The organism is Paraburkholderia xenovorans LB400 (genome assembly GCF_000013645.1).
GTDB classification, from domain to species: Bacteria; Pseudomonadota; Gammaproteobacteria; order Burkholderiales; family Burkholderiaceae; genus Paraburkholderia; species Paraburkholderia xenovorans.
Genome location: NC_007953.1, coordinates 1,386,770 through 1,403,300 on the forward strand (window position 1 = coordinate 1,386,770; position 16,531 = coordinate 1,403,300).

At 59.3% G+C, this 16,531-nt stretch carries 18 protein-coding genes and 2 pseudogenes; 3 read left to right on the forward strand and 17 right to left on the reverse strand.

Annotated features, from left to right (window positions below):
* Positions 1-42 precede the first annotated feature (42 nt).
* From BXE_RS42860 to BXE_RS43635, 6 genes are read right to left on the reverse strand one after another with little or no spacing between them, the layout of a single operon-like run.
* A complete protein-coding gene (locus tag BXE_RS42860; protein WP_040123814.1) occupies positions 43-807 on the reverse strand; it encodes an amino acid ABC transporter ATP-binding protein in 765 nt (254 codons plus the stop codon).
* A 35-nt stretch (positions 808-842) separates the two neighbouring features.
* The gene (locus BXE_RS42865) at positions 843-1,733 is read right to left on the reverse strand and encodes an ABC transporter substrate-binding protein (RefSeq protein WP_011494399.1); all 891 of its coding nucleotides are present in this window, start codon (positions 1,731-1,733) and stop codon (positions 843-845) included.
* A 39-nt stretch (positions 1,734-1,772) separates the two neighbouring features.
* Positions 1,773-2,672: an amino acid ABC transporter permease gene (locus BXE_RS42870; RefSeq protein WP_011494400.1), complete on the reverse strand. Its 900-nt coding sequence runs from the start codon at positions 2,670-2,672 to the stop codon at positions 1,773-1,775.
* A gap of 14 nt (positions 2,673-2,686) precedes the next feature.
* Entirely contained in the window at positions 2,687-3,370 is a 684-nt protein-coding gene (locus BXE_RS42875; protein WP_011494401.1) for a type 1 glutamine amidotransferase domain-containing protein, read from the reverse strand.
* Between the two features lie 23 nt (positions 3,371-3,393).
* Positions 3,394-4,431 carry a phosphotriesterase-related protein gene (locus BXE_RS42880; RefSeq protein WP_011494402.1) on the reverse strand — a complete coding sequence of 346 codons (1,038 nt, stop codon included), beginning with the start codon at positions 4,429-4,431 and terminating at the stop codon, positions 3,394-3,396.
* Positions 4,432-4,457: 26 nt separating this feature from the next.
* The gene (locus tag BXE_RS43635; protein ID WP_011494403.1) at positions 4,458-4,928 is read right to left on the reverse strand and encodes a DJ-1/PfpI family protein; all 471 of its coding nucleotides are present in this window, start codon (positions 4,926-4,928) and stop codon (positions 4,458-4,460) included.
* 150 nt (positions 4,929-5,078) lie between these two features.
* On the opposite strand from BXE_RS43635, the gene BXE_RS42890 reads away from it, so the two are divergent.
* Positions 5,079-6,020 carry a LysR family transcriptional regulator gene (locus BXE_RS42890; protein ID WP_011494404.1) on the forward strand — a complete coding sequence of 314 codons (942 nt, stop codon included), beginning with the start codon at positions 5,079-5,081 and terminating at the stop codon, positions 6,018-6,020.
* A 570-nt stretch (positions 6,021-6,590) separates the two neighbouring features.
* Here BXE_RS42890 and alc read toward each other — a convergent pair.
* The 8 genes from alc to BXE_RS42930 are packed head-to-tail and all read right to left on the reverse strand — an operon-like array spanning position 6,591 to position 12,643.
* Positions 6,591-7,622 (reverse strand): allantoicase, encoded by a 1,032-nt coding sequence (gene alc, locus BXE_RS42895; protein WP_011494406.1) that lies wholly within the window; start codon positions 7,620-7,622, stop codon positions 6,591-6,593.
* A gap of 40 nt (positions 7,623-7,662) precedes the next feature.
* On the reverse strand, positions 7,663-8,331 hold the full coding sequence (locus BXE_RS42900; protein ID WP_148223132.1) for a DUF1989 domain-containing protein: 669 nt from the start codon (positions 8,329-8,331) through the stop codon (positions 7,663-7,665).
* A gap of 2 nt (positions 8,332-8,333) precedes the next feature.
* Positions 8,334-9,131, reverse strand: coding sequence for an amino acid ABC transporter ATP-binding protein (locus BXE_RS42905; RefSeq protein WP_011494408.1), 798 nt, complete (start codon positions 9,129-9,131; stop codon positions 8,334-8,336).
* A 5-nt stretch (positions 9,132-9,136) separates the two neighbouring features.
* Positions 9,137-9,811 (reverse strand): amino acid ABC transporter permease, encoded by a 675-nt coding sequence (locus tag BXE_RS42910; protein ID WP_011494409.1) that lies wholly within the window; start codon positions 9,809-9,811, stop codon positions 9,137-9,139.
* Positions 9,808-10,491 (reverse strand): amino acid ABC transporter permease, encoded by a 684-nt coding sequence (locus BXE_RS42915; RefSeq protein ID WP_011494410.1) that lies wholly within the window; start codon positions 10,489-10,491, stop codon positions 9,808-9,810. Before BXE_RS42915 ends, BXE_RS42910 begins: the two co-directional genes overlap by 4 nt.
* Before the next feature lie 18 nt (positions 10,492-10,509).
* Positions 10,510-11,145: an urea carboxylase-associated family protein gene (locus BXE_RS42920; RefSeq protein WP_011494411.1), complete on the reverse strand. Its 636-nt coding sequence runs from the start codon at positions 11,143-11,145 to the stop codon at positions 10,510-10,512.
* 12 nt (positions 11,146-11,157) lie between these two features.
* Entirely contained in the window at positions 11,158-11,775 is a 618-nt protein-coding gene (locus BXE_RS42925; RefSeq protein ID WP_011494412.1) for a DUF1989 domain-containing protein, read from the reverse strand.
* Between the two features lie 19 nt (positions 11,776-11,794).
* Positions 11,795-12,643: a transporter substrate-binding domain-containing protein gene (locus tag BXE_RS42930; RefSeq protein WP_011494413.1), complete on the reverse strand. Its 849-nt coding sequence runs from the start codon at positions 12,641-12,643 to the stop codon at positions 11,795-11,797.
* 280 nt (positions 12,644-12,923) lie between these two features.
* Here BXE_RS42930 and BXE_RS42935 point away from each other — a divergent pair, with 280 nt between their 5' ends.
* Together BXE_RS42935 and BXE_RS46865 are read left to right on the forward strand one after the other, a co-directional pair.
* On the forward strand, positions 12,924-13,808 hold the full coding sequence (locus tag BXE_RS42935; protein WP_049782495.1) for a MurR/RpiR family transcriptional regulator: 885 nt from the start codon (positions 12,924-12,926) through the stop codon (positions 13,806-13,808).
* A gap of 160 nt (positions 13,809-13,968) precedes the next feature.
* Positions 13,969-14,396: pseudogene (locus BXE_RS46865) on the forward strand (transposase); the annotation flags it as partial.
* Between the two features lie 53 nt (positions 14,397-14,449).
* On the opposite strand, the pseudogene BXE_RS47765 reads toward BXE_RS46865, so the two are convergent.
* The 3 genes and pseudogenes from BXE_RS47765 to BXE_RS42955 form a co-directional block, all read right to left on the reverse strand.
* Positions 14,450-14,654, reverse strand: a pseudogene (locus BXE_RS47765) (integrase); the annotation flags it as partial.
* Between the two features lie 151 nt (positions 14,655-14,805).
* A complete protein-coding gene (locus BXE_RS42950) occupies positions 14,806-15,447 on the reverse strand; it encodes an alanyl-tRNA editing protein (protein ID WP_011494416.1) in 642 nt (213 codons plus the stop codon).
* 133 nt (positions 15,448-15,580) lie between these two features.
* The gene (locus BXE_RS42955) at positions 15,581-16,453 is read right to left on the reverse strand and encodes a LysR family transcriptional regulator (protein WP_011494417.1); all 873 of its coding nucleotides are present in this window, start codon (positions 16,451-16,453) and stop codon (positions 15,581-15,583) included.
* Positions 16,454-16,531: the final 78 nt, after the last annotated feature.

Consider the following 16,531-nt stretch of genomic DNA (forward strand, 5'->3'; position numbering starts at 1 on the left):
ATGTCTTTACGCTATGGGCTGTTAGTGACCGGTACGAAGGGATTAAAGGTGACGGGAAAGAAATTCGCGGGTTCGGCATTCGCGCGGATTTGAGAGCAAGCCTTCCGGTGGCCCTTGCTCCACGATTCGCCCGTCGGCCATGAAAATCACTTCGTCGGACACTTCCCGGGCGAAACTCATTTCATGCGTCACACAGATCATGGTCATGCCGTCTCGGGCAAGCTCACGCATGACGGCCAGGACTTCGCCCACCCGTTCCGGATCCAACGCCGAGGTCGCCTCATCAAACAGCATGACCTTCGGGTCCATGGCCAGCGCTCGCGCAATCGCTACGCGCTGCTGCTCGCCGCCGGAGAGCTGCTTCGGATAACGATCAGCCTTGGAGCCAAGACCGACTCGACCGAGCAGGCGCTGTGCCCTTTCGCGCGCGACTGCTCGCCTGACCTTCCTGACCATGACCGGGGCGAGCATGATGTTCTCAGCGGCGGTCAGATGTTCGAAGAGATTGAACCCCTGAAAGACCATGCCCACGTCGCTGCGCATTGCGCAGATCTCGCGTTCCGGAGCGTGACGAAGCGTTGAGCCGGCCAGACGGAAGCCGATCATCTCACCGCCAATCGATACGTGTCCGGAATCCGGTACTTCGAGGTGATTCAGGCACCGCAACAGGGTAGACTTTCCCGCGCCTGAGGGCCCAATCAGACAGACGACCTTACCCGCGGCGACGTCAAGACTCACGTCCTTAAGCACCTCGACATTCCCGTACCATTTGCGCAGTCGGTGCGCCCGGACCATGGGTAGTCCCATGCTCGCGCCCGCGGTAGATTGAGACGAGGCGATATTCACTGCGCCTCCGCCACGAAGGATGGAGTACTGCGCAGCGCGGAAAGCCCCCATTTTCTGAAAATTGCGTCATAACTACCGTTGGCGACCATCACCTTCAATGCTGCCGCGATGGCATTGCCAAGCTGAGGGTCGTCCTTGCTGATTGCCACCCCGCAATCCAGCTCGCCCCCTGGAGCCGCGCCTCCTTCAGCTACGCTGAGTTTGCCTCCCGAATGCTGGGCGACAACCACGGCAGTCGCATAGCCGACGCCGGCGGCCTCCGCGCGTCCCGACTGTATCGCCAGCATCTGGGGACCCTCGCCGTCCAGCACCAGCAAATTCATTTTGGGCTTTCCCTGCTTCGTGCAGTCGTTGGCGGCAGTTTCCCAATACAGTTCCGGAGACGTTCCCTTTTCAAGAGCGATCGTATGGCCGCATGCGTCGTGGGTGTTGATCTTCGCCGGGTTGCCGCTTGCCACAACGAGCCCGTTGGTTGCCACCGAATAGCGGACAAACGACACTACCTTCAGCCGTGCCGGCAGAATTCCGATCCCCGACATGCCAACCTGGATACGCGCACCGGAGACCGCGGGAATGATCGATGCAAATCCCATACGGTTTATTTGCGGCTTCAATCCCAGGGTCTCGGCAATCCCATTGAAGATATCGACGTCTAACCCCTGCGCCTTGCCATCCGCGCCCATGAAGTTGTAAGGCTCATAGTCGAGCGGCATGCCCACAGTAAGGGCGCCAGCGTCGCGCACACTGGCGGGCAATAAACCCCGGGCGGCAGCGTCAGGTGCCGCCATCGCTGGTGCTGCCGACACCGCCATAATCGTCGCCACGATCACGGCCGATACCACGTGCTTCTTACTGCGAGCAAACACCATGCAGACATATTTGTTCATAGCCAGGTCTCACTTGAAAGAATCTGCTTCAATGGATTTTCACTGCATGGTTCTTCTCTTGTAGCGGCCGAATCGCTGTTCCAGATATCGCTGTCCGATACTCAGCACGAGTGACAGAGCCAGGTACCACAGCGATGCGACGATCAGCAGAGGAATTACCTCGAACGTGCGATTGAAGATGAGTTGGGCAGACGTCAACAGTTCGGTGAAGGAGATCACGCTGGCCAGCGACGTCAGCTTCATCATGCCAATCACCTGGTTGCCGGTCGGTGGAACGATGATGCGAAGTGCCTGAGGCAGGATCACCTTAAGCATTGCTTGAGCCCGGCTCAGACCTACCGCGAGCGCCGCCTCCCGCTGACCGGCATCGATCCCAAGGATGCCGCTGCGTACGATTTCAGCCATGTACGCCCCCTCGCACAGACCCAGACCAAGAACGGCCGCCGTCATGGGAGTAATCGCCTTATTGGCATCCACGAACATGGATCCGAGCCCAGGCAGGGAGAACCCGATGTGTGGAAAAATGGCCGACAGGTTGTACCAGAAGATAAGCTGCACGAGCGCCGGAATGCCTCGCATGACCGTGACATACGAGCGGGCGAAGCCGCTCAGGAACCAGTCATCGGACAGCCGCATCAGCGCCAGCGCGATGCCGATGAAAACACCGGTCGCCATCGCATACACCGTCAGGACTATCGTCATCAGCACACCCTCCAGGATATCCCTGCTGAATAGATAGTCTCCGACGACAGTCCAGTGAATTCGCGGATTGGCTACGAACGACCAGCCAAGCCCGATCATCAGTAGCGCCACGCACGCACATGCGCCCAGACGAACGGGCGATGGCCGGTCTTTGACCACGGCCGGCTCTTCCGAACCGGGCTGCTCCGCCTCCGACTGCATGGCGGGTAGTGAATGGGAGGTTGACGATGTGTTCATGGGCTGTAGGAGCGTTAAGCTGATGCGCCGGAGGCGGCGATTGCAAGCGTCGTGTAGTTTGCCGACGCCCGCCCGCGCGGCCCCATGATCAGCTCGACCGGCTCGAGGTAGGCCACCGGAGACGGCTTTCGTCCGTCGGCTGGCGCGAGCCGGCGGGCAGCGCCCGGCTCGACGTCGTTACTGGACAGGTAATCGACAATGGCTTTGCCGAACACCGGCAGATCACTGGGCAACTGGGACGTGATGATGTTGTGGTCGATGACAAGACCCTCGTTCACGTAATTGGCCCCCGCGTTGATGACGTCGTCCTTCACGAGCGACACGCACGTCAGCTTACGATTGCGAGCAATCTGGGCCGACGCGAGCACCAGACCCGCGTGACAGATTGCGGCAATCAGACGGCCTTGCGCGTCCATCTCCCGAACGAATTCGATCATTGCGGGGTGCCGCCTCATGCCTTCCGGCGCAAATCCGCCAGGTATCACGACCGCGTCGAAATCCTCGGCCTTGACATCGTCGATCGATAGATCGGGGCGTGCTGGATATCCGAGCTTGCTTGAATAGACCAGTCTGGTATCAGGCCCCACCAGCAAGACATTAGCGCCGGCCTCGCGTAGGCGCAGAACCGGATGCCACAGTTCGAGCTCCTGATACAGATGCTCGACGAGAACAGCTACCTGTGCTTTTGCGATGTCCATTTTCATTCACCTCGTTCAAAAACTCAAAAAGCAAGCAGACGCTTGGGGTTTTCGACCATAACCTGATGCAGCTCTCTTGCCCCAAAGCCTTTGCGCTCCAGACGCGGAGCGAACTCCGTCATGATGTAGTCGTTAGGGACCAGTTCATTCAACTGCTCGGGCTCTTCTTCCGTCACCGGACCTCGCGCATGGCTGAAAAACTTGTCGTATGAGACAACCAACTTGTCGAGATGGCCGAGGTCTGCCAGTTGGCACATGGCCACCGCAATCAGCTCGTCCAGTTGTGCGCGGCTGTCGTTCTGCCAGGGAATACCGATGTGATCCACCTGGACGCTGGCGCCGCGCTCGCATATCGCCTTGAGCTGATCGATGTTGGGGTGGACGAAAGCATGACCGATGATCACCTTGGTCGGATCCGCGCCTCCTTCCTCCAACTCGTCGAGAAGTTCGATGCCAGGGTTGCACACCGCATAGTCAAGCGGCTGCGTATGCGTATTGATCGCGCACCCCACTTCGCGCTGCGCGGCAGCTATTGCGGAAATGACGTGGGTTTCGACATTTCCGATGCGACGTCCCTTCTCGTTGACCGGCGTACGCGTCTTCGCGGTTAGCGACCCGGTCGCGGCTTTCAGGATACCTGCACGATAAGGCGTCTTCTGCCCATCGTAAATCATGCCTTCGGTCAGGTCCCTGATGAGCATGTTAACGACGTCTTCCTTGCGCTGACGTCGCCAGTGGAACGGGATGCCCATCGCGTTAGCCTCAGGGAAAAAGCCGGTTGTCGCAACGATATTCATGCCGCTTCGGCGGGCAATTTGTGCAAACAGTTCGGGGTGCCGGCCAATCTCTGGCGGGGTCAACTCGACGACGGTCTTAATCCCACACCCTTCACGCATTTCCTCGAACTGCTTGCCGACATCCTCGGCGACAAAATCAAAGTCCCATACACAGCGGTGATCAAGCTCGCACCCCGGGTAGGCGTAGCGGATGTGTTCGTGAGTCAGAGTGCTGCCAGCTTGATCGGGAGTAATGTCGCCAAGCACGGTGCGGACGATTGCCATGGTGTTATCTCATTAGAAAAGGAGAGTTACTCGAATGCGAGGCTAGAGAAACGTTGATAGAACTGCGGCAGATCTTCAGCGCTTCCCGCTGCAACGACTTTGCCGCCGGCAAGCACGCGCACACCGCTTTCCGGCCCACCCGACGACGCGATGTCGACTGCTTCCAGAATCCAGCTCGCCCCCGAGGTGATGCCGATCGTCTTGCCGGCACCCATAGCTGCCTTGACCCACGCCAGAACCGGCCCATGGTTGTGCGCCGCCAACTTGCCACCGGTGAGGAGGATGGCTGAACAACCGTCAACCGCCGCATCCGACAACGCACGCTCGGGAAGGACCGGATAGCGCAAACGGCTGTGGTAAGTGCGATCCACGTCCTCCCCCACAACTTCGACCGGAACGTCGTCCTCTCGTAGGCGCAGCAATGGGTACCAGAACTCCATTTCCTGATAGCCATCGCTGACGAAAACGTAAACGGGGCTGCGTGCTTGCGTACTCATTTGATTTCATCCGTGTAGTTGCATAGATCCGTCGGGACGACCACTTGCGGCCCGACTTTTGAAAATGGGGATGCCAGGACCAAGCGAATGCTATAAGCTTGACGTCAATCAAAAAAACGAAATTTTTGAATCGATCAATCGGAAAGCCCAATGAGTACGGTTGTATCCCTCAAGCACATGAGAGCGTTCCTCGCGGTGGCCCAGATGGGCAGCTTCACCCGGGCGGCCGACATCCTCCACTTGACGCAGTCATCGGTCACGGCGCTGATAGCGCAACTGGAGAATTCCCTGGGGGTGAGGTTATTCAGCAGGAATAGCAGGCACGTCGAACTGACTGCCGCAGGTACAGATCTGTTGCCGAGGGCGCGGCGACTGGTCGGAGACTTCGATGGTCTCGTCGACGATATGCGCCGCTATGGAACTCTGGAAAAGGGAGTGGTGCGCGTCTATTCGGCCTTATCCGCTATGGAGTATCTGGCCGCCCCTGCCGTTGCGGCATTTGCGAAGCTCTATCCATCGATTCGCGTGCAGTTGCAGGATGGCTGGTATCGCCAGATTATCGACGCAGTGTCATCGGGGACCGTGGACTTTGGCATCACGTCGCACTGGTCCGACACGCCGGGCCTGACGTTCACTCCACTCGTGAGGGATGCCTACGGAATGTTTCTGCACGCGCAAGACAAGTTGGCGGGCAAGGGGGAGCAGGCCCGCTGGCGTGACGTGGCCGACCGGAACATAGTCGACTACAACAGTCTTAGCGGCAACACGACCTTTCTCCGTTGGCACAATGAGATGCCCGCCAGCGTACTTTCGCCGTTCTATGAAGTCTCAAGCATGGGCACGCAGGAAGCCTTGGTGAAACAGGGCGTGGGTGTCGCCATTCTGCCCGCCTTGGCGGCACACTGCCTGCTCTCTTCCATGACACGTTTTGTGGTATTGCAGGACCCGCTCATCGAGCGGGACCTGTGCCTCGTGACTCGCAGCGACGATAATCTTTCCAGCGCCGCCATGGCGTTGTCGTCTCTCGTTCAGGAACGCTCGAGGCACATGGCTAATTTATACGGCGTCAGGCGATCAGTCCCGGCCGTATAACTTTTCCGGGCCGCACTGACGGTGTCCAGCGGAAGCAATAACTCCCGCAACCGCGCTACTCACACGACACGTGCGCCTGCGCGGGCACCAATACCCAGCGAAACTATCGTGCTGCGTGGGCGCGTGACGCGTGATGCGTGGGGCTATCGCTCGCCTTCAGGAATTCGCCGCACGCACGGCGTCATACGTAGCAGGGTCGAACGATCAACATATGTCGCCTGGAATTGCTTCGTCTATTGCAAGTCGGTGCAAACGGCGTCAAGCGTGGACACGAAGCCGTTGCCGATTTCTCGATTCCCGGTCCCAGTCACCGGTCGTCACCAGCGGCCAATATCAAAGCAAAGCGGCCGTCTGAATGGCATCTTCATCTCGACAGCGAGCGGCAGTTGTTGGCCGACTCCGAAAGTACAAGGTCAGCGGTGCCAGCCGCGGCAGACGGCTAGCCCGAACCTCTATAGTCGACCCACAACGGTCGATCGTCAACGACCGCAAGCCGTGTCCGCTCAAAAAGGTAAAGCGGCCACTTGATCGCAAAGCATGAGTCGTGAGTTGTCTCGAGTCGACTATGGATTAATCGGGTTGAAGGCTTGCTTTGGAACAAGTCGAGGTCCGGCCGATTAGTCTCAGCCGCGAGACGCCACCATCCGGCAATATATTGAAGCGCACATGTGTAACAGGCATGCTCTGGGTCGGCACAAAGGTATGAACTCTGCCCATCTCCAGCTTTTGCTCGTCAAGCAACACCGGCCAGAAAATCGATTGCGTGATCAGGGACTCGTCCGTTCCGGCCCTGACCCACGCGCCTTGTAGCGAGCAGCGGTCTGCAAAATTCCCCTTGAAATGCGCGGTGTCGACGCTGATCTGACTTATTTCGCCGGGCGTCGCCAACTCGATGATGCACCAGTCGCAGCCTGGTTCGCGGCGCCGGCGGGTCTCCCAGCCTTCGCCCATGTTGGCGGCACGCGTTGGCAACAGCAGGTTCGAAGCAGCCCCGTAATGCTCATTGTTCGCGGCGACGATTCGCGCACCGTTCGTAGCGGACGCGAGATCGAGTTCGACGCCTGGCGACAAGTCCCGGCGAGGACGGCCGTACACGCGCAAGCGGGCGACACCGCCATCTGGATAGATGTTCAGGCGCACGTGCGTATAGATGTCGCGGGTGGCTGCGTCGATTGCGCGATAGTGATGCGCATTGCCGTTTAGTGCGGTCGCCGGCAGCACTTCAGTCCATGGCGAATGGGCGCCCGGAATATCGTCGTCGCAACGGCAAGCGTCGATCGACGCGGCCGGCGGAAAGTTGCCGGTGAAATAACTGGTGTCGATATCGACGCCCATCAGTTCGCCTGCCACGCCCAACTTAACGATACAGAAATCGTGGCCCGCCACGCGCTTGCGGCGCGATTCCCAACCGTCCATCCATTTACCGTTGTCGTCGTATTTGCCAGCGATGAAAACGGCCGGATTGGGATCGAGCATGCGCGCCATCGGCGCAAAGAAGTCGTCGCTGGTGAGCACGGCCTCGGCACCGAGGCGCGGGTCCGCGAGGTTGATGCCGGTGCGCGTAAAGGCAGGAGCGCCGGGATCGGGACTGGGTAGAGCCATGTATCGTTGAGCCAGATGATCGGTTGATGAACGGGGACGCTCAGGCGAGCGGAACCCACGAGTGCGTGCCCTGCAGATCCGACTCGAAATCGTCGAGCACGACAATGTCCACGGGCTTCGGCGTGTTGTCGCCCTGCCCCTGGATCTTGACAATGTCCTGCGGGCAGGCTGAGAACGCGACGAAACAATCCATTTCCGCACGCAATGTGATGAACTCGCCGGGCTTCGTCACCGTGGGTAACGTATGCAGTGTGATGCCGTCGGGCTGCACGCGGATGTTCATGAAGATGTTGAACGACGCAAGATTTTGGCGAGGCGGTGTGACGCCGAGTTCGAACATGCCTTCGAACATGTTGTCGCAACAGTTGCGATGATAGCCACGCACGCCCAGGAGTTCGTAGCGCTTGCGATCGCAGGCCGCCATAAAAGTGTCGTGGACACCCGGCGTTGTATCCTCGACGACGGTCAGCACCGGATGACGCTGATTGGTCACGAAGCTGTCGCCGACCACCGGGTTGAGCCGCTGGTTCCACACTCGCGTGGTTTCCATGCACATGTATTCGTTCAGGTCGTACGCATTCCAGGCCCAGCAATCCACCACCTGGGTGCCATGTGTATTGATGACGCGTACGGCCTCACCTGCTTTCAGCCGGACGGCTTTGCCGTGGCCGGCGGGAACAGTCGACGTGGGTTGATTCGTGTAGCTCATGATCATTTGGTTTCCGGGTTGAAGCGGTAAAGGAATTGCTGGAGACGGGGCGACGATGGCGTATCCAGCACCGTTTTGGACGGCCCCTGTTCGACGATGCGTCCGCCGTCCATGAAGATCACGTGGTCGGCAACATCGCGGGCGAAGCCGATCTCGTGCGTGACGACGATCATCGTCGTGTCCTTTGCGGCGAGACCGCGCATCACGCCGAGCACTTCCCCGACCAGTTCCGGATCGAGCGCGCTGGTCGGCTCGTCGAAGAGGATCACTTCCGGCGTCATCGCCAGCGTGCGTGCGATGCCCACGCGTTGCTGCTGTCCGCCCGACAGGTTCGCCGGCATCGCCGTGTGCTTGCCGCTCAAACCAACCTGGCGCAGCGCCTCTACCGCAAGATCGCTCGCGGCAAGGCGGCTCATCCGCTTGACCGACAAAAGGCCCTCCATCACGTTTTCGAGCACTGTCATGTGCGGCCACAAGTTGAAGCTCTGAAACACCATTCCTATCCGGCTGCGCTGCGTGCGTATTTCGCGGTCGGGACGCGGGCTGATCGAGCCGTTCGCGTTTTCGCGCATGCCAATACGCTCGTCGCCGATCCAGATCGCCCCATCATCGGGCGGAGAAAGCCAGTTGAGGCAGCGCAACAGAGTCGATTTGCCGGACCCGGAAGGGCCGAGTACGCAGACCGTTTCGCCGCGCGCGACGCTCAGGTCGACGCCGTCGAGAATGCGATTCTGACCAAACGACTTGATGATGGCGCTGGCCTTCAGTGCAATGGGCGTCGTGTTGCCGGACGGGTTCATGTAATTCACCGGGGCAAGGCGACCCGTTGGGCACGGCCAAGACGGCGCTCCCAATGACGGGTCGACAGATGGATGACAGACGTCGCAGCCCAGTAAACCAGCGCGACGACGAAATAGACTTCCAGTGGCGCGTAAGTCTCGGACACGACGGCCTTCGCGGCAAACATGAACTCGTGCACCGAGATCATGGAGAGCAGCGCTGAATCCTTGACCAGACCGATCGACAGGCCGGTCAGCGTGGGTAGCAACAGAGGCATCGCCTGTGGGGCGATGATGCGTCGCGCGATTCGCGCCGGCGACATGCCTATGGCCACACCCGCTTCGATCGTGCCGGCAGGCACGGCAGCGATGGCGGCCTGAATTACCTCGGCGACGTATGGACCGTAGTAGAACGCGAGCGTCACGGTGCCGATCAGCGGAGCCGGCAGCAGCACGCCGAACTCCGGCAGCACGAAGAACGTCACATATAGCAATACGAGTAAAGGCAAACCGAGCGTCAAGGCGGTGTAGCCGCGAATCATTGCGACCAGCCACACTGCGCCACGACGTTGACCGATCGTCAACAACACGCCGAGTACGCCCGACATGACCGCGCCAGCCGCACAGAGCCAGATCGTGCCCCCCAGCCCCTGGACGAGTTCGGGCCAGTAGCCCGACAGAACCCCGAGGTCGAACGTCATCGATTGCCTCCGGTTGCGATGCGTGGAGCATGCGCTTCGCGCGGCTTGCGCTGCATACGTCGTGCGGCGTAGATGACCGGCAGCGCGACTGCCAGGTAGCCGACGCTGACCAACAGCATCACTTGCGTCGATGTATAGGTGCGAGCGATCACGATCTGCCCCGCATACGTCAGTTCGGTGACGGCAACGACCGACGCGAGCGGCGTGGTCTTCAGCAGAATCGTGAATTCGTTGATGAGTGCGGGCAGGCTCGCTTTGAGCATCTGCGGCAACGCAATGCGTAGCGCAATACGGCTTGGCGACATGCCGAGCGCGATCGCGGCGTCATACTGACCGGTCGTCACGACCCGCAAGTTGCCGCGCAGGATTTCCGCCGTGTAGGCGCCGCTGTTCAGGCCCAGAGTCAGCGCTGCCGCCAGCATCGGCCGACCGCCCAGCCCAATCAACGGTAGTGTGAAGAACAGCATGAACAGTTGCACGAGCGCCGGCGTGCCTCGCATGAAACTGATGTAGAGCCGCGCAAACCAGCGCAACGGCGCACAACGCGTCAGTTGCAGCGCCAATGCGAGATGGCCGGACACGACGCTGCCGATCGCGCCGAGCAGCGTCAGTTCCACGGTCAGCAACCAGCCGTCGATTAAGGTCGACAGGCTGTGGATCACTTGTGGGTCGAAGCCCATTGCGGCATTTCCCCGGAATCAGAGTTCGTCGAGTTCTTCTGCGGTCGACAGTTCGAGCGCACCGGGAGTATCGTTTCCCGCAATGCCTGTGCAACACGCCGACACGATGAATACCATGTCCGTGACGACGCGGCAGGCGATGAAATCGCCAGCCCGTGTGGTGTTCGGCAGCGGTTCGATACAGCCATCGCGATGCAGTGCGACGTGCATGAACAGGTTGATCGGATCGGGGACTTTCGGCGGCTTGAGGCCGAGCGTGGCAATCACCGCGCCAACCGATTCGACGCAACCGGTTTGGCCGGCGTAACCGTGTTCGGCAAGATAGGGGGTCGTGGAGGCAGGCAGCAACAAGTCGTGCTTGCCGCTCGTGTCCTTGCCGAGGACCATCAGCGCGCGGCGACGGTTGCTGACAATTCGCATGCCTGCCTGCAACACATAGGAATTGCTGAAAACGCGTGTGTGATGAACCGACATATAGACGTCGTCGTTAATCCGGCTGAAGGCGAACATCGAGGCAACGGCACCGGGTTGCCTGGCCTCGATGCGAAGAATCTGGCCTGCTTTAACTTCGATGGCGCGGCTTTCGCCGGCTGGCACGGCGATGATTTGCGGCGGCAGCGCGGCGCGCGCGGGCGGTTCTTTGAGAAGCAGCATGATTGAGTCCGTTCAGGCGGCGACGAATGTCGCGGGCAGGATGGAAATGGCGATGTCGGTGACCTTCAGGCCATTGCCGGGAATGATGTCCTGCGGACACGATGACACTGCGCACACCAGGTCTTCGAGCACATCAAAGGTGATGTAGTCGCCCGCCTTGCTGGTGGGGTCGGTGACCTGCATCCGGCAGTCGGCGGTGACCGGACCGTTCTGGAACAGATTGAACGGCTCGGGCACATCGAACGACGACAGTCCGTACAGCGCGAGACCCGCGTGCATGTTGTCGAGGCAGTTGCGATGCCCGGTCACGTTGAAGTCGACCGTAAAGCGCGTGTCGTCGCACGCGGGCACATTGGCGTCGTGAACGCCGACGGTGTCCTCGACGACCCGCAACAACGGCCGTCCCAACGACGAATACAGCGCGTCGCCGACATTGAAAAACAACGTGCGAAGCTGTCGGCGCGTATGTGTCGGCGACAGCTTCTCCGTATGGTTCGAGGCGACGATTGCCACGAAGTCGGCGGCTTGCTGCCCTGCCACATCGATGATCGTCAATCGTTGACCGGCCTTCACTTCGAAAGTGCGGCCGTGCCCTGCCTTGACGGTGAGAGTCTGAACTGGATCTGTCATTTGATTCGGCCTGCTGGCGTTACTGCTGGGGAATGAAGTCGGACGTCGGCGTATCGAAGCTCACGCCGAGGCTGGCTTTTTGCAGGCGGGCGAGTTCGCCGGATTTCTTCATCGCGATGATCTCGTCGCTGATCGCCTTGTTCAGACGCGTGTCGTCCGGCCGAGTCGCCAGCGCGATCCATTGCGACGGGCCGAGTTCACCGGTCGACTTGAGTTTGCTCGGGTTCTGCTTGATCACGCCGGCCAGCACCGTGATATCGTCAAACACGAAATCGGCGCGGCGCGTCAGCAAGGCGGCGACCGTCTGGTCCACGCTATCCACGCTGATCAGCGTGATCGGCGCGAGGCCCTTGGCCTTCAGCGTTTCGTTGAACTGTTTGAGAATCTGCTCGGGCGCGCTGGCGCTCTTGACCGCCGCGGTCAGGCCGGCCAGCGATTCGATCGTGGCCTTCGCCGGAATCTTTTTGAAATCGGCGCGGACGAGTGCGCCGTTGACGGTCTTGCTGGTCGGGACCACGTAGGCGAGACGCTTCGCACGTTCAGCAGTCACGTTCAACGCGGAACCTTCGATATCGAACGAATGCGCGAGCAGGCCGGGGATGATGCCGCTGAACGCGAGACGCTGATATTCGATCTTCACGCCCAGGTGCTTCGCAACAGCCGCGAGAATCGCGGGATCGAAGCCGACAATGTTGTTGTTTGCATCGGTGTACTCGTATGGCGCGAATGTTGGATCGATGCCGACTGTCATCGTGCCGCGGCTCTTGATGTCGTCGAGCGTATCGGCGCTGGCGGCGACGGTGTTGATCAACGCGGCGAACGGCAACAACGCGGCAAGGGCAAGGCTGGAGAAGCGGCGCTTCGACATCTTTGAAAACTCCCGTAGGCAGGTGGACGATGCAGGATGTAATGCATGATCCGTACCAGTGAAGACGGTGAAACACGTGTTTCAGGAATTTAAATCAGAAAACACATGTTTCTAAATGGCCTTGAGAGAAACAATCATTTCACGTTCGTGCGCGCAGACCTATAATGAAGCCCATACCACACGGCACCGCCATGCACTCGTGCCGTGCAGGCAGGTCTTCGTGCACGCTTGCGGTGCCGAAACCGCACCACGATGTGTAACATCCTATCCATTCGCCCAAATGCCAACCGCTCAAACAAAAAAAGAGAAGCGACCGCCAGCGTCTATCGAAAGCCGGATTGCGGAGTGCTACGACGAACTGTCCGAGATCGATCAGCGGCTTGCGGACGTGATTCTGAGTGCGCCGGGGCAACTGGCGATGCAAACCGCCACTGAACTTGCGTCCAGCGCGCAAGTGTCAAAGGCAACCGCCACGCGGTTTTTCCAGAAGCTGGGCTATGCGTCTTATGACGACGCCCGCGCGATTGCGCGCGCGGCACAGGTCGGCGGTTCGCCGCTGTATCTGCAGGACAGAGGCCGTAAAACGGCGGGATCGAAACTCGACGATGTGATCCAGAGGCATCTGCAACACGAAGTCGAAAACATGGCTAACACCTATCGTTCGCTCGATACGCAGGTGCTAAGCGAAGTGGTCGACGCCATCGCGCAGGCGCGGCGGGTGGCGATCATTGGCTACCGGCATAGCTATACGGTCGCCACGATGATCCGGCGAGAGCTGATTCAGGTCCGTTCGGACGTGATGTTACTGCCCGCGCCCGGCGACACGATTGGCGAATATCTAGCCGACCTGAACGCGAAGGATCTCGCGATCGTCATCGGCTTGCGCCGCCGTGTGCCGGCGGTGGGACTTGCGACGGCCGCGCTGGCCGAGGCCGGCGTGCCGGTTGTGTATATGTCGGATGTGATTGCAGGCAAACCCGCGCGACTGGCGCGCTGGGTGATCCGCTGTCACACGGACGGCCTGATGCTGTTCGATAGCAAGGCCGGTATGACTGCGGTGGTCAATTTGATCTGCTCGCTGGTCGCGGAGCGGGTGCTCGATCGCAGCAACAGCCATTTGCAGCGCGTCGAAGTGCTGCACGACAGCTTGCGGGAACTGGAGTGAACCCGGCTTCAGTAAAAAGCGACATCGTATATTAGAGATTCTTCGCGGGCCATGAACCTGATTAAATTCTCTGAGATTGCTCTGCTTCAGAATTGTGACCTGCCCCCGGCAAACAGCGCCATCCGGAGTCTAGTAAAGTTCGTTTTCGGAGAAGACGAACATGAAGAAGCGCTTTACGGAACAGCAAATCATCGGGTTTCTGAAGGAAGCCGAGGCCGGTATGCCGGTCAAGGAACTGTGCAGGAAGCATGGGTTCAATGATGCTTCGTTTTACACCTGGCGCGCGAAGTTTGCCGGCATGGAAGTCTCGGACGCACGCCGGCTGAAAGACCTGGAGGCTGAGAACTCGCGGCTGAAGAAGCTGCTGGCCGAGGTAATGCTCGACATGGAAGCATTGAAGGTTGTCGTCAAGGGAAAGCCCTGAGCCCGCAAGCCAAGCGCGAAGCAGTGGTGGCGATTCGGGAGAAGGTCAACATCTCCGAGCGCCGCGCCTGCCGGCTTGTCGGGCTTTCTCGCAGCGTGCAGCATTACAAAGCGAAGCCGGACCTCGAGAATGAAGCGTTGACGGTTCGTCTGGTGGAGTTGGCGCCGTCGCAAGCGCCGCGGCGTAATGATTGAGCGCGAGCAACTGGCATTGCCGGGCGCACCTCGCTTCTGGTGAGATTGCATGCTCGCAACTTGCTGTCGATCGCAAGGTTGAACATCGCAAGATCGTGAGTCATCCCTGCCAACTGCAGGCGGATACGGATCGCCCAGATCTCCCTGAGTTTCAGTGGCGGCTTCTGGCCCGTCAGCTTTCCTTTGTTCCACGGCGCGCGCCGTACGATCAATACCGATCGCTTCCATCACAATTCTCCTTTCAACGGAAGCAAAATCAGTCTGCGCCTGTGGGCGGCGGACGCTGTACGCCCCCTTTCGGTCAGTGGAATTGAGACCCTTCAATGGCGGGCTTAAAGTTAACAAAGGACGCTCAGCCGGCAGGATGCCAACATGCTTGTCATCCCACCAGGATGACCTCAATTCGCTCCTTTCCTCGACCCGTATTTTTGCGTTTAAGTTTCACTGCACCAATCTCGTGAGTCGATTTTGGATGCGTGCCTCCACACGCCATCATCGCAAAGCCATCAACTTTCCAGTATCTTCGCTGTGTCTGGACATCGCTGAAATCTGTGAGGATAGCGAGGTCGCGTGCCGTCAAATCTGCTGCCGCTGATTCAATCTCTGGAAACAACGGCGCGAGGCTGACATCACTCGCGAAATCGATGCGCGCCTTATCTTGCGCGATGTGGGCGCCGATACGCTCGATGCCCGGGCGCAGCCGATATACCAACTGCAAGACCATTTCTGCGGCAAAGTGCAGGCGCATCAATCGATACCGTCTCTCCCAGTCAATGCGCCATGTGACGCAGTCCCCCACGCTTAGCGAATGGTCGTGCGGCAAGGTATAAACGATTTCCAGGCCAAGCTTTTCGGCCTTGATAACCGGGTATCCGGCAAGTGAACCACAATCGCTTTCCTGGCCGCCAGAGAAGGCAAAAAATATCGTCGCCTCGACCTGCACCTGCTCACCGTCCACTTGACTGACGATTGTGTCCAGCGCTGTTTGGTAAGGTTCGTCCCAGAATACTTTTCGTGTCACGATCTGACTAGCCCTGTTTTTTCCTGAAAAGGAGAATACGGTAATCCAGCCGAACTTGGGTGGCTTGTACGATCTTGCGATCGGCGGCCTGCCTATTTCGTTGAGCGCAAGCGGGGACGCATACCTTTGCTTTCTAACCACTTATCGTGAAAGCGGGATTTTCCTTCACGATCTTCAGCAAAAAATCCATGACTGCGCGTACATGTGGCGACCGGCGCAGGTCCCGATGGACTGCCAGCCAAATATCCCGCGAAAACGGTTCACCGTCGTATGCAACACGTTGCAGCTTCGCATCGGTATCCGCCAGGAAGTCTGGTAGGCCAGCCACGCCAGCACCTGCCTGAGTTGCTGCCAGATGGCCATTAATATCGCTGATTTCGCACGCGATTGGTCTACCCCTGGCAACGCTCATCAACCACTTTTGCTGTGGCATGTCCGTGAATCCGGCATCGTAGGAGATGAACTCCCAGGCAGACGGATTATGCAGGTGCGGATAGTCCCTGCTGGCGTATAGGTCGAATGACATACGCCCTAGCTTGCGCACGACGCTGGTCCCTTCCTCGGGCCGAACCAGTCTCAGAGCGACATCCGCCTCCCTTCGACTGAGGGAAATCTGCCGCGCCTCGCCCGAAACAGATAACTGCACGCCGGGATGCACGCGCCGAAAGTCCGCGAGATGCTTCGCCAGAAAATGGGCCACTAGCACCGGCGGTGCGCTCAGCGAGACCTTACCGCTCAACGGAGAGCGGCTGGCATCCACGAATCGCTCAATCGCGTACGCGTCTTCTTCCATTCCCTGCGCCAGTTCGAACACACGCTGGCCAATCAGAGTGAGCTTGCAAGCCCTGGGGAGGCGTTCGATCAATCGCGTCTTGATTTCGTCCTCCAGCGCGCTCAAGCGTCGGCTCACCGTCGCGTGATCGACCTTCAGGCTGCGAGCGGCGCCGGACAACGTGCCGATGCGCGCGACGGCCAGGAAATGGCGAACGTTTTCCCAATCGAACATCTGTGCATTTCCTCAAGGATGATGTGCAGTTATGTGGAATATTCGCACACAGCCAATATGCCTAACATTGGAGCTACT